Origin of the sequence: Caldimonas sp., from assembly GCF_046291045.1 — a bacterium.
Classification (GTDB): Bacteria; Pseudomonadota; Gammaproteobacteria; order Burkholderiales; family Burkholderiaceae_C; genus Caldimonas.
On record NZ_JBKBSL010000001.1, the window covers coordinates 141,417 to 154,022 of the forward strand.

Consider the following 12,606-nt stretch of genomic DNA (forward strand, 5'->3'; position numbering starts at 1 on the left):
CCTGTGCTCAGAGCTGGGCGGTCTGGATGTCGAAGCTGAAGTGGCCGGCCTCGCTGCGGGCCAGGCGCAGCCGCTGGGTGGCCGGCAGCACCACCCGAGCAGCGGAGAAGGCCGGCTGGATGGGCAGTTCGCGCCCGCCCCGATCCACCAGCACCGCCAGCGTCACGCTGGCCGGGCGGCCGAAGTCGAAGAGTTCGTTGAGCACTGCCCGGGTGGTGCGTCCGGTGTAGAGGACGTCGTCGATCAGCACGATGTGACGGTCCTTCACCTCGAAGGGCAGCCGGGTGTGGTCGGCCGCGCCGGACAGGCCGCGCGAGCCGAAGTCGTCGCGGTGCAGTGCGCTGGAGATCACGCCGTGCTCGCCGGGCAGGCCCAGGTCGCGCTGCAGGCGCTCAGCCAGCCAGGCCCCGCCCGACCACACGCCCACCAAGACGGCATCGGGGCGCAGCAGGGGGCGTACTCCTTGGCGCAGTTCGACGTAGAGCGCCTCGGCATCGAGGTGGAGCATGGTCATGCAGGGGTCTCCCGGGTGGCCTCGCGCAGGTACTGCTCGAGGATGAGGCAGGCGGCCGCCGCATCGGCATCGCGCGCACCGGCGGCCAGCGCCTCGGTGGTGGTATAGCGCTCGTCGACCTCGTGCACCGGCAGGCCGAAGCGGCCATGGAGCTGGCGCGCAAAGCGCCGAGCGCGACGGGTGTTCTCGTGCTCGGCGCCATCCGGGTGGAAGGGCACCCCCACCACCAGCGCCTGCGGCTGCCATTCGCGGATCAGCCGGCCCAGGGCGTCGAAGCGGGCCTGCCCCTGGGCGGTCACCGTGCCCAGCGGCTGAGCCGTGCCCAGCAGGGTGTTGCCGCTGGCCACCCCCACCCGTTTCGTGCCGAAATCGAAGGCCAGGAGCCGCTGGGCCGGCTCAGGCATGACCGGCCTCGCCGGTGAGCATGCCGGGGTCGATGCCCAGCAGGGACAGCGCACGCTCGTAGCGGTGATGGACGGGGGTGTCGAAGATGATGGACGGCTCGGCCCGCACGGTGAGCCAGCCGTTGCGGGCGATCTCATCCTCGAGCTGGCCGGCACTCCAGCCGCTGTAGCCCAGGGTCACGAGCACCTTCTTGGGGCCGGCCCCGTGGGAGAGGGCTTCGAGCACGTCCTTGCTGGTGGTCATCTCCAGCCCGCCCGGGATACGCAGCGAGGAGTTGTAGTGGCCGCCGTCTTCTCCCAGGGGTTCGTGCAGCACGAAGCCGCGCTCGGTCTGCACCGGTCCGCCGAAATAAACGGGCTCCTCGGCCAGGTCGTCCCGATCCAGCGTGAGGTCGACCTTCTCGAACAGGTTCTTGAGCTTGATGTCGATGGGCTTGTTGATCACCAAGCCGAGAGCCCCTTTGTCGGTGTGCTCGCACAGGTAGACCACCGCGCCGGCAAAGGTGTCGTCGGCCATGCCGGGCATGGCGATCAGGAACTGGTTGGTGAGGTCGATGCAATGGTCTGCGGCCATGGCGGGAATTCTATTCCTCTGCCAACATCGCGCCCCATGGAAAAGTCCCTTGACACCGCACTCGTGTGGTTCCGCCGGGATCTACGCTCGCAGGACCATGCCGCTCTGTACCACGCGCTGCGCTCGGCGCGACGGGTGTGGTGCGCGTTTGTCTTCGACACGGAGATCCTCGACCCCTTGCCCCGGGCCGACCGACGGGTCGAGTTCATCCGCGACAGCCTGGTCGACCTGGACGCCCAGCTTCGCGCCCTGGCCCAAGCCCACGGGCACGAGCAAGGAGGGCTGATCGTGCGGCATGGCCGCGCCCGCGACGAGATCGTCGCGCTAGCCCGGCGTCTGGGCGTGCAGGCGGTTTATGCCAACCACGACCATGAGCCCGCGGCGCGCGAGCGCGACGCCCGCGTGCGCGGGGCCCTGGCCGAAGCCGGGATTGCCTGGCACACCAGCAAGGACCAGGTGGTGTTCGAGGCCGACGAACTGCTGACGGCCGCTGGAACCCCCTACGGAGTGTTCACCCCCTACAAGACCGCCTGGCTGAAGAAGCTGACGCCCTTTTACGTGCAGGCCTATCCGGTGGCCCGCCATGCCGCTGCCCTGGCCCCGAGGCCCGAGGGGCTGCGCGACGGCCCCCCTTCGCTGGCGGACCTCGGCTTTGCGAGCACCGGGCTGCACGCGCTGCCCATCCCCACCGGCAGCAGCGGCGCACGCGCGCTGCTCGAGGACTTCCTGGAGCGCATCGACCAGTATCACGACACCCGTGATTTCCCGGCCGTCAAGGGGCCCAGCTACCTCTCGGTGCACCTGCGCTTCGGCACGGTGTCGATCCGCGAACTGGCCCGCCTGGCCTGGGAGCGCATGCAGGCGGGCTCCCGGGGGGCCGAGGCCTGGCTCAGCGAGCTGATCTGGCGCGACTTCTACCAGCAAATCCTGCACCACCACCCGCACGTGGTGGATCGCGCCTTCCGCCCGGAATACGACCGCATCCGTTGGGAGCAGGGCAAGACCGCTGAGGCCTTGTTTCAGGCCTGGTGTCAGGGGCGGACCGGCTACCCGCTGGTGGACGCCGCGATGGCCCAGCTGAACCAGACGGGCTACATGCACAACCGCCTGCGCATGGTGACGGCCAGCTTCCTGGTCAAGGATCTGGGCATCGACTGGCGCTGGGGCGAGCGCTACTTCGCCGAGAAGCTCAACGACTTCGACCTTGCTTCCAACAACGGCGGCTGGCAATGGGCGGCCTCGACCGGCTGCGACGCGCAACCCTGGTTCCGCATCTTCAATCCGGTCACGCAAAGCGAGAAGTTCGACCCCGCCGGCCGCTTCATCCGCCGCTACCTGCCGCAACTGGCCCGGCTGCCCGATGCGCTGGTGCATGCGCCCTGGAAAGCCCGGCCGGTGGATCTGGCGGCCGCCGGCGTGATGCTGGGCACCACCTACCCCGAGCCGCTCGTGCAGCACGAGGTGGCGCGCGAGCGCACCCTGGCGCGCTATGCCGTCGTGAAGCAGGCGGGGCGCTGAGGCTCCGGGGCCCCGAGCGTGAGGCTCTCCATCGCGTGAACAGGCCCTAGAAGAGCTCGACGTCGCCCACCTTGCCGGCAGGGGCGAGCACGCCGCTTCGCACCAGGGCCTCGTGGTTGCAGACCTGGTTGCGGCCGTTCTGCTTGGCATGGTAGACGGCACGGTCGGCCCGCTCGAAGGCAGCGCTGGGCGCATCGCCGGGCCGCACCTCGGTGAAGCCGATGCTGGCTGTCACACGCCCCACCTGGGGGAAGGTATAGGCCTCCATGTTGGCACGCAGGCGCTCGAAGGCCAGGGCCGCGTCGGCCTCCTGGGGACAGCGCAGCAACACGACGAACTCCTCGCCACCAAACCGGTAAAGCCGGTCGTGAAAACGGAAAGTGCTGCGCAGGATGCGCGCCACCAGCAGGAGCACCTCGTCACCGATGAGGTGGCCGAAGCGGTCGTTCACATGCTTGAAGTGGTCGATGTCCACGACCCCCAGCCAGTGCTTGCTCAGGCCCGCGTCATCATGGCGGCGGTCGCCGTCGCCCGTTGCAGCGACCCCGCTGCCCTGGTGCGCCGTCTTGAGGAAGGCCTCGTCGAAGGTCTTGCGGTTGAGCAGGCCGGTCAGGGTGTCGCGCTCGCTGTAGTCGAGCAAGCCATGGAAATTGCGGTAGATGCGCAGGATGCTGCAGACGGTGCGCTTCATCCCGGCGGTCAGCCGCTGGGCGCTGCGCACTTCGATCACCCCCAGGCCCTCGCCTTCGGCCACCAGCGGGAACACCGTCGTGGTCTGCGGCGCCTGGCCATCCGGCGAGGGGCCGAGCTCGACCACCGCCTGCCGGCGCAGGCTGGCATCGTGGTGAGGCAGGCTTTCGCGTGCCGGCAGGGTCTCGAAGGCCACCCAGGGCGGGTCGGACACCGCCGTGGGTTGCCCCGCGTCGATGCGCGCGCGCAGCAGCCAGCGCTGGTCGCCCTGCTCCTCCCCTGCCAGCTTGTACACCGCTACGCCCAGGGGCGCGAGCAGGTCCATGAGGGCATGCGCCAGGGTCACGTCGAGCAAGTCGCGGTCCCGGTAGCCCGTGAGGGCTGCCAGGTGGTCGATGGCCGACGGGACGGTGTGGGGCATGTGGCGCGACCTCCGTCTCGATTCAATGCACCGGCTGGGCAGCTGCGGCTTGGGCGACGTAGCGGCCGATCAGTGCCAGCAGCTCCTCCTCGCTATAGGGTTTGCCCAGGTAGTGGTTGACCCCCAGCTCGACGGCGTAGTCGCGGTGCTTCTGTGCGATGCGCGAGGTGATCATGATGACCGGCAGATCGGCCAGCCGGGCATCGGCCCGCAGGTTGCGCACCAGGTCGAAGCCGTCCATGCGAGGCATCTCGATGTCGCTGAGCACCACCGCCGGTCGCTCCTCGGCCAGCCGCTCCAGGGCCTCCAAGCCGTCCTTGGCCAGAGCCACACGGTAGCCCTCGCGCGCCAGCAGGCGCTGTGTCACGCGGCGCACCGTGAGCGAGTCGTCGACGACCAGCACCAGCGGTGTGGCAGGCTCTTGCGCAGCGGCACGCCGGCGTTCGGCCGCCTCGGCCTGGCGCTGGGCCTCGGCCGCCGGTTGCATCGCTGCGGCCGTGAGGGCGCGTGCGGCCTCGCCGTACACCGTGGCCAGCGCCACCGGGTTGTAGATCAGCGCCACCGCGCCCGAGGCCAGCAGCGTCATGCCGGCCAGACCTGGCAGCCGCGACAACTGGGGCCCGAGGTTCTTCACCACCACTTCCTGGGTGCCCAGTACTTCGTCCACGTGCAGCGCCACACGCTGCTGCGCGCTTCGCACCACGACGACGGGCAGGGTGCGCCCGCTTTCCTGGCCCCGCCCGCTGGATTGCAACAGCGCGCCCAGCCAGAAGAAGGGCAGCATCTGCTCGCCCAGCAGGTAGACCGAGGTCTCGTAGGCACGCCGGACCTCCTCGGGCGAGGCGCGCCGCACAATCTCGATCAGGTTGGCCGGCACGCCCACCGTCACGTCGCCGCAGCGCAGCATCACGATCTGCGTGACCGCCGTGGTCAGCGGCAGCACCAGCTTGAAGCTCGTGCCCTGGCCCGGCGCCGTGGCGGTCTCGATGCGGCCACCCATGGCGTTCACGTCCGAGCGCACCACGTCCATGCCCACCCCGCGACCGGCCAGTTCGGTGACCGTCTCGGCGGTGGAAAAGCCTGGCGTGAAGATGAGGTTGGCGAGGTCGGCGTCGCTGGGGTTCTCGTCGGGTGCGATCAGGCCCATGGCCAGGCCGCGCTCGCGGATGCGCGCAAGGTTCAGGCCCGCACCGTCGTCACGGAACTCGATGGCGACTTCGTTGCCTTCCTGGTGCAAGGCCACGACGATGGTGCCCACCGGATCCTTGCCTGCCGCTGCACGCTCCTGCGGCAGTTCGATGCCATGCGTGACGCAGTTGCGCAGCAGATGCTCGAAGGAAGCGGTCATGCGGTCGAGCACACCGCGGTCGACTTCGATCGCGCCGCCGACGATGTCCAGGCGCACCTGCTTGCCGGTTTCCTTGGCGGCCAGCCGCACGACACGGTACAGGCGCTCGGACAGGCCCTCGAACTCCACCATGCGGGTGCGCAGCAGGTCATCCTGCAGCTCGCGCGTCAGGCGGGCCTGGGCGGCCAATTCGTCTTCGGTGGTCTCCAACGTGCGCTGCAGAGCCCGCTGCACCGTGGCCACGTCGTTGACCGACTCGGCCATCATGCGGGTGATCTCCTGAAAGCGGGTGAAGCGGTCGAACTCCAGCGGGTCGAAGGCCAGGCCCTCGGCCTTGGCCTGCTCCATGCGCGAGGCCATCTGCGTCTCGGCCTGCAGTTCGATGTCACGCAACTGCTGGCGTAGCCGCTCCAGGTTGTCGGTCAGGTCGGACAGCGACCCCTTGATCTGGCTGACCTCGGACTCCAGCCTGGCCCGGGTGATGCTCACCTCGCCGGCCTGGTTGACCAGGCGGTCGAGCAACTGGGCACGCACCCGCACAGCGGCCTGGCCTGTGGGTGCGGCCGCGCGCGCCACCGAGGTCTGGACGGCCCCGGCGCCGGAGGCGGCGCGAACGAAGCGGGACCAATCGATGTCCGGCTCGTCCACCGACGCGGTGGCATCCGCAGCCGGCGCATCCGAGTCGGCCACCGGCGCGACGTCCGGCTGAGCCGGCGGGTCGGACGGCCCATCGGCCACCGGCAGATCCACATGCTCCATCAGCGGCAGGGGGGAGGACGGGGCCTCGAGCACTGCCGCCTCCTGCGGACGGGCCTGGACTGCCGCCGTGGCATCGGCATAGGCCTGCGCATCCTGGCGGCGCAGGGCTTCGAACACCGCCGTGATCACGTCCACGCGCCCTTCCAGCGGCTCGACATCTTCTGCACTCACGTCGCCGCGCGCCAGCAGGCGTTCGATCGAGGTTTCGAGGCGGTGGGCGAGTTCGCCCAGGCGCATGGCGCCGGCCAGGCGTGCCCCCCCCTTGAAGGTGTGCAAGGTGCGCATGCAGGCCTGGCCCGCACGCGCGTCGCCAGGCTGACGCAGCCATTCGCGCAGTTCGCTGGCGAGCTGGGGCAGCAGTTCCTGGGCCTCTTCCTCGAAGATGGGGAACAAGTCGGCATCGACTGCGTCGACCGCATCGATATCGTCATCGATGTCCAGGCCCTCACCGGGCAGGCCCGTCACATGAGTGGCCCCGGAGGTTATGGCCTGCAGGGCCGGCAGCTCGCGCAGCTCGGTGCGCCCCAAGTCCGGCAGCGAGCCCAGCATGGAGGCGGGCGAGGCTAGCGGGGCCGGCTCGGTCGGCTCCCCCTCGACCGGCGAGGCCACCTGGGCCTCAGACCCGGCCGCGGCGCGGACGTCGGCGGCGGGCTGCGTCGTCGGCAACTGCCCGGGCACGGAATCTTCGAGGTCGCTGCCTGCATGCAAGGACTCCAGAGCATGCGCCGAGTGCAGTTCGTACTCGGCCAGTCGCGCCAGCAGTTCCGGTGAGGGTTCCTTCAGGAAGCCTGCGGCGAACTGGTGCAGCAACCGGCGGATCTCGTCGGCGACATCGACGAAGAGCCGCGCCTCGTCGGCATCCCCGCGTCCGATGGCCTGCGAGCGCATCAACGCGTGCTCTAGGCGACGCGCCAGTTGCGACAGATCGGTAAAGCCCACGGTCGACGACGAGCCGGCCAGCGAATGCGCGTGGGCGATCGCCGCCTCGCCGACCGGGCGGTCGAGTTCCAGCGCCCATTCGGCCAGTTCGGTGCTCAAGCGCCGCGACAGCTCGTCGGCCTCGGTGAGGTAGATGTTGAACAGCGGGATGCCGATGCGCAGATGACCGACCACCTTGACCTGATCGTTCACCGGTTCGGACGGCGACGCCTGCGGAACGGGCGGGGCCTCCTGCCGTTCAGCCGGCGCGAAGGCAGGGGGAAGGACTTCATCGGGCGGCGCCGCAGCCGCTTCGATGGTCTCGGCGGCCCCCAGATCCAGGTCGATCCCTCCGAAATCGACGCTCACCTCGGCAGGGGCGGCCGGCTCGGCGACAGGCATCGGGTCTTCCAACCCGGCCAGGGGGGGCTCGGCAAAGACGGGTTCGGCGCTCGCCACGGCAGCGGCGGCATCCTCGAAGGCGGAAAGGTCCAGCGTGAAGGCCGGCAACTCCACCCCCGGTGCGGCCGGGACCGGCGGTTCGGCCGCTGGCAATTCGGCGGGCATCGACACGGCCGTCGGGCCGCCCGGGGCATGCACGGCCAGACGCCGGCCTTCCAGCCGCATCGCATCGGCAGCGGCGCGCACAGGGGCGCTGTGGTGGGTCGGGTGATCCACGCGCGCGGCGATTTCGCCGATCCACGCCGCCAGGTAGTCGAGCACCTCGCCGGTGAAGGACAGCAGGTCTTCACTGGCCGGCTTCTGGTCAGCCAGCCAGGTGTTGTAGAGCTGTTCACAGGCCCAGGCCGCCTCGCCGAAGTCGTGGAGTCCGACCATGCGCGAGCTGCCTTTGAGCGTGTGGAACGCGCGGCGCACGGTGGTGAGCTGCTCGATGTCGTCGGGCGAGCGCGTCAACAGGTCCAGCGCAGCACCGGCCGTGCCCATCACCTCCTGGGCTTCCTCGAGGAAGATGGCGCGCATCTCGTCATCGTCTTCCAGGCCGGACGGGCCCGGCGTGGCCGGGGCAGCCACCGGCGCGGCGGCCGGTTCGGGCGCCAGGGTGGCTGCATCGGAGGCCGTGGAGACGAAATCGGCCACGGCCTGCACGACCTGCTCGCGCACCGTCTCGAGGTCGGCCTCGCCCCGTGCGGCCTGCTCGACCGCAGACTGGGCCTGACTCAACGGCTCGGCCAGCGCGGGCTGGTCGGCCACCACGGCCTGGTCAGACAGGCTCCGCAGTTGGGCGGACAGGTCTTCGAGGGAGAGATCCTCCCGCTCGACCTGGGCAGCCAAGGCTTGGGCCTGCTCGATCAGCCGGGGCTCGACCAGCGTCACCGGCGGTGCCGGCGGCTCGGTCGAACGGCCCATGACTGGGCGTAGCTCACCGCGCTGGGCGTCGAAAGTGAACAGCGACTTCGCCATCTGCGGCTGGTAGCTGAGCATGTCGATCAGGAAGCCCAGCGCGCCGAGATTGCCGGCCAGCCGCTCGAAGGTGGCGGCAGCCGACGGCGATTGCGGATCGACCTCGGTGGCCAGCAACTCGTCGACCACGTCACGCATGCGCAGCACGGCCTGCGAGGCCTGGTCCATGCCCAGCACCGAGAGCACGCCGCGCATGGCCGCCAGCTGGCCGGGCACGGGCGCCAGCGCGGAGCGGTCGGCCGGGTTGCGGAAATACTGGTCGATCTGCTTCTCGGCCTCGGCCAGCGAGGCGCGCAGCTCCTGCACCACGCTGCCCATGGTCTGGCGGTCCGAGACCCGGCGGTACAGATCCTCCATCCAGGATTCGAGAGGCTGGGCCGGTTCACCCCGGCGCACCGACTCGATGCGTTCGGCCAGGCGGTTGCTGCGCTCGGCGAGCTGCGGGTCGTCGAAATCCGCGTCCTCGAGCGAGGCCTCCAGGTAGAGCACGCTGGTGGCCACTTCCATCGCCAGGGGGGCCGGGGGGGCACTGGCCGACTCCACCGTCTGGGCCACCGAATGCATCAGGGCCTCGGCCAGGGCCTCGCCGGCCGGATAGATCTTGCGCAGGGAATCCCCCACCAGGCTGAATTGCTCGTTCAGCCCGGTCAGGCGGTGCATCTCGCCGCCAGCCACGGCCGACCAGGCATCCTTGGCGGCAGCCACGCGCTTGCGCGCTTGCACCAGCAAGGCCGGGTCGAAGCGGCCGAGCTGAGACACTTCATAGTTGACGGGCTCATGGTCTTCCAGGCCATAAGCCCGACGCACGGCCTGCACACGCGGTGCTGGCGCGTCCCCGGGGCGGCACTGAGCGCAGAAGAAAAGCAGGTCTTGAGCCAAGCGCTCCGAGACGGCCGACTCGCCGCGCTCGATCATGCCAAACTGCGCCAGGATGCGCGAAGCCACACGTTTGCTGTAGACGTCCAGCGGCAGCAGACCCTGGGCCACGGCTTCGAAGAAGGCCGCTGCCAGCCTCCAGAACGTGGCGGCGTGCATCGATGGGGCGCTGACACCCAGGCCCGCACACAGGTCGCTCATGCGCTGCGCGGTGCGGGCCGTCGCGCGGCCGCGCATCAACGCCAGCAGCAGGGCCTCGAGTTCGCCGCGCGTGGCCGCATCGGCGCTGCGCGGGCTCGCAGCCGCGGCGTCGGCCACCTCTGTCCAGTGCCAGTCGGCGCTCCACAGGTCGGCGGGGTGGATGCGATCAGCCCCCGCCAACTCCTGCACCGCACGGTACTGGGGAAAGAGGGACACCGCGGAGACCTTGCGGCCGGCCAGCACACGCGAGAGATAGTCGAGCAGGCCGAACGATGCCTTCTCGAGGGTCTCGACCGCTGCAGCGTCGAGCTTCTGGGGCTTCTGGATGTAGCGTTGAATGGCCGCCTCGCTGGCGCGCAGCACGCTGGCGGCCGCCGGCATCCCCACGAGTTCGAGCGCACCGACACCCTGGTGAATCTGCTGACGCGCAGTGCGCAGAACGGAGGGGTCGACGGCATCGACATCCGAGCCCGCCGCGCTGCCGGCCTCTTTGAGGAATCGCCGCAGGGCCTTGTGGGCGTTGTCGAGCGACTTGCGCAGTTCGTCCTGGACCCAGGCCAAGGCGCTGAGGTCGTCGGCCGTCAGGCTGTCACGGTTGCTGCTGTCCATCCAGTGCCCCACCCTGCTCAGCTGATCTTGAACCGCGACACCGATTGTTTCAGCTCCTCGGCGGTCTTGGACAGTTCGCGCACCAGCTGGGCCGTCGATCGCGTGCCTTCACCGGTCTGCTCGGTCACGGCAAAGATGTGCTGAATGTTGCCGGCCACGATGTTGGCCGACTCGGCTTCGCGGGAGGCCTGCGCCGAGATCTGCTCGATCAGCTCGGCGAGCTGACGCGACACGCGGTCGATCTCGCCCAGTGCAGTGCCGGCGTTGTCCGACAGCTTCGCCCCTTCCACCACGCCCTGGGTGGAGCGCTCCATGGCCGCCACGGCATCGGCCGTGTCGGTCTGAATGGTTTTCACCAGGGCCGCGATCTGCTTGGTCGCATCGGCGGACCGCTCGGCCAGTCGCTGCACTTCCTCGGCCACCACCGAGAAGCCGCGGCCGGCTTCACCCGCGGAGGCCGCCTGAATGGCGGCATTCAGCGCCAGCACGTTCGTCTGCTCCGTGATGTCGGAAATCAGCTCGGTGATCTCGCCGATCTCCTGCGACGACTCACCCAGCCGCTTGATCCGCTTGGAGGTCTCCTGGATTTGCTCGCGGATCGCGTTCATGCCACCGATGGCGTTTTGCACGGCCTGCAGGCCCTGTTCCGCGGCCTTCAGCGACTGGCGCGCCACCTGGGCCGACTGTTGGGCTTGGGCCGACACATCGTTGATTCGGCTGGCCATCTGGAGCACCGACTCGCCGGTGTCGCGAATCTCTCGCAGCTGTTCGGTGGAGGCGGCCAGCAGTTCGGTGGACGTGGCTTCCACCTGCTGCGTGGTCTCGGTCACCCGCGACACCGTGCCCTGCACCTGCGACACCAGGGTGCGCAATTCCTCCACCGTGTAGTTCACCGAGTCGGCGATGGCGCCGGTGATGTCCTCCGTCACGGTCGCCTGCTGCGTCAGGTCGCCTTCGGCCACCGTCTGCAGTTCGTTCATCAGCCTCAGAATGGCGGCCTGGTTCGCATCGTTGACGCGCTTGGCCTCTTGTTCCTGCCGTTCGGCTTCTAGGCGCTGCTGTTCGGCCAGCTGCGCCCGCGCACGCTCGGCCTGAAAGTACACGTACAGCAGGCCGAGGAGGCCGGCCAGCGCCAGCGCGATGGACACCAGCAGCACGACGACATTGAGGGCACCGAAGCCGGTTTTCTCGGACAGCCGCTCTTGCACGTCTTGGAGGCCTTTGCGCAGCGCCTCGGAGTCGTCGATGATCGCCACTTGGGCCTCTCGGGCCGACACCAGGCCCTGCAGGTTGCCCAGAATGGCCCCGGCTTGCGAGCGTGTCTGCTCATACAGCGCCTGCAGGGCCTGCAGGCGCTCCTTGGTCTGTTCGTCGCGCGTGGGCGGCAGGCGCAGTTCGGCGCTGCCCTCCAGCAGGCCCTGCGCAATCTCGCGGAAGGAGTTCAAGTCCTTGCCCAGCAGGAACACGGCCTCGGGCGACACGCCTTCCATCGTCAGGAACTCGTTGGCCGACTTACCGATGCGCTGCGTCAGCATCACGAGCTGGCCCGCTGCGGAAATCTCCGACGGCGAGGCGTTTTGTTGCAGCTTCAGGGAGGAGATGGTCTCGGCGATCTCCAGCAGGTCGGCCGACTGGCGGTTGATGGTGCGCAGGGCCTGCCCGACCTGGGTCAGGATGTCCTGCTGAGCCAGCACGATGCCGGCGTTCTTCTCGGCGCGATCGACCAGGGGCATGATGGGCTCGAGGGCCTGCTGCACGTCGGGCGACACGGGCGGAACGTCGGGGCTGCCGTTGCGCAGGGCCCGCGTGCCTGACGCCAGCACGTTCGAGCTTTCGCGCACCTCCGGGAAGGCCTGAGGGCTGCCCACCAAGGCTTGGGACACCGACTTCGCCAGGCGCTGCGACTGCATCAGCGCTTCACCGGTGGTTCGCACCTGGGCAGCCACGTTGTTGGCGTTGTTCTGCGAGATGCCCACCACCGCGAGCAGACCCACCACACCCAGCACGGTCAAGGCGCCCAGGATGCGCTGCTGCTGGGCCACTGGCAAATGGCCGATCAGAGGCAGCCGCGAGCGGGACTCGCCGGCGTCGCCGGCTTGCATGCGCGTGTGCGCGAACTCGCCCGGCAACTCCGACGGAGCCACCTCGGAGATGATGGACGAGTCCTTGTCCGCGGAGGACGCCCCGGCGGGCCGGGTTTCCAGGCTGATCGTCGCGTCCGGCCCCGGCAGGGGCAGGTCGTCGGAGGCATCGTCGTACGGCTTGCCCAGCGAGTCCTCGCCCGGCCCTTTTTTGCCCTTGCCGGTGATCTTGCTGATGAAACTCATATTCCCCTCTAGCTTTCTGCTCGAA

At 69.3% G+C, this 12,606-nt stretch carries 7 protein-coding genes; 1 reads left to right on the forward strand and 6 read right to left on the reverse strand.

The genetic code is table 11. The features are described 5' to 3' along the window. Positions 1 to 7: 7 nt before the first annotated feature. From pyrR to ACK4ZD_RS00650, 3 genes are read right to left on the reverse strand one after another with little or no spacing between them, the layout of a single operon-like run. Positions 8 to 514: a bifunctional pyr operon transcriptional regulator/uracil phosphoribosyltransferase PyrR gene (gene pyrR, locus ACK4ZD_RS00640; protein ID WP_409657239.1), complete on the reverse strand. Its 507-nt coding sequence runs from the start codon at positions 512 to 514 to the stop codon at positions 8 to 10. After that, positions 511 to 918, reverse strand: coding sequence for a Holliday junction resolvase RuvX (ruvX, locus tag ACK4ZD_RS00645; RefSeq protein WP_409657242.1), 408 nt, complete (start codon positions 916 to 918; stop codon positions 511 to 513). The genes pyrR and ruvX overlap by 4 nt, the downstream gene beginning before the upstream one ends. Continuing rightward, a complete protein-coding gene (locus ACK4ZD_RS00650) occupies positions 911 to 1,492 on the reverse strand; it encodes a YqgE/AlgH family protein (protein WP_409657245.1) in 582 nt (193 codons plus the stop codon). Before ACK4ZD_RS00650 ends, ruvX begins: the two co-directional genes overlap by 8 nt. A 36-nt stretch (positions 1,493 to 1,528) precedes the next feature. Between ACK4ZD_RS00650 and ACK4ZD_RS00655 the strand changes: the two genes are divergently transcribed. Then, entirely contained in the window at positions 1,529 to 3,010 is a 1,482-nt protein-coding gene (locus tag ACK4ZD_RS00655; RefSeq protein ID WP_409657248.1) for a cryptochrome/photolyase family protein, read from the forward strand. Positions 3,011 to 3,056: 46 nt separating this feature from the next. Here the strand turns inward: ACK4ZD_RS00655 and ACK4ZD_RS00660 are convergent, their stop codons facing one another. Genes ACK4ZD_RS00660 through ACK4ZD_RS00670 form a run of 3 tightly spaced genes read right to left on the reverse strand, consistent with a single transcriptional unit; the run spans position 3,057 to position 12,581 of the window. Beyond that, positions 3,057 to 4,121 (reverse strand): GGDEF domain-containing protein, encoded by a 1,065-nt coding sequence (locus tag ACK4ZD_RS00660; protein ID WP_409657251.1) that lies wholly within the window; start codon positions 4,119 to 4,121, stop codon positions 3,057 to 3,059. A 22-nt stretch (positions 4,122 to 4,143) separates the two neighbouring features. Next, positions 4,144 to 10,254: an Hpt domain-containing protein gene (locus ACK4ZD_RS00665; protein ID WP_409657254.1), complete on the reverse strand. Its 6,111-nt coding sequence runs from the start codon at positions 10,252 to 10,254 to the stop codon at positions 4,144 to 4,146. Positions 10,255 to 10,271: 17 nt separating this feature from the next. Then, positions 10,272 to 12,581, reverse strand: coding sequence for a methyl-accepting chemotaxis protein (locus ACK4ZD_RS00670; RefSeq protein WP_409657257.1), 2,310 nt, complete (start codon positions 12,579 to 12,581; stop codon positions 10,272 to 10,274). Positions 12,582 to 12,606: the final 25 nt, after the last annotated feature.

What these genes read in the sequence shown, in the direction of transcription:
- pyrR (WP_409657239.1), bottom strand. Translation starts at nt 514, where the DNA reads ATGACCATGCTCCACCTCGATGCCGAGGCGCTCTACGTCGAACTGCGC.
- ruvX (WP_409657242.1), bottom strand. Translation starts at nt 918, where the DNA reads ATGCCTGAGCCGGCCCAGCGGCTCCTGGCCTTCGATTTCGGCACGAAA.
- ACK4ZD_RS00650 (WP_409657245.1), bottom strand. Translation starts at nt 1,492, where the DNA reads ATGGCCGCAGACCATTGCATCGACCTCACCAACCAGTTCCTGATCGCC.
- ACK4ZD_RS00655 (WP_409657248.1), top strand. Translation starts at nt 1,529, where the DNA reads ATGGAAAAGTCCCTTGACACCGCACTCGTGTGGTTCCGCCGGGATCTA.
- ACK4ZD_RS00660 (WP_409657251.1), bottom strand. Translation starts at nt 4,121, where the DNA reads ATGCCCCACACCGTCCCGTCGGCCATCGACCACCTGGCAGCCCTCACG.
- ACK4ZD_RS00665 (WP_409657254.1), bottom strand. Translation starts at nt 10,254, where the DNA reads ATGGACAGCAGCAACCGTGACAGCCTGACGGCCGACGACCTCAGCGCC.
- ACK4ZD_RS00670 (WP_409657257.1), bottom strand. Translation starts at nt 12,581, where the DNA reads ATGAGTTTCATCAGCAAGATCACCGGCAAGGGCAAAAAAGGGCCGGGC.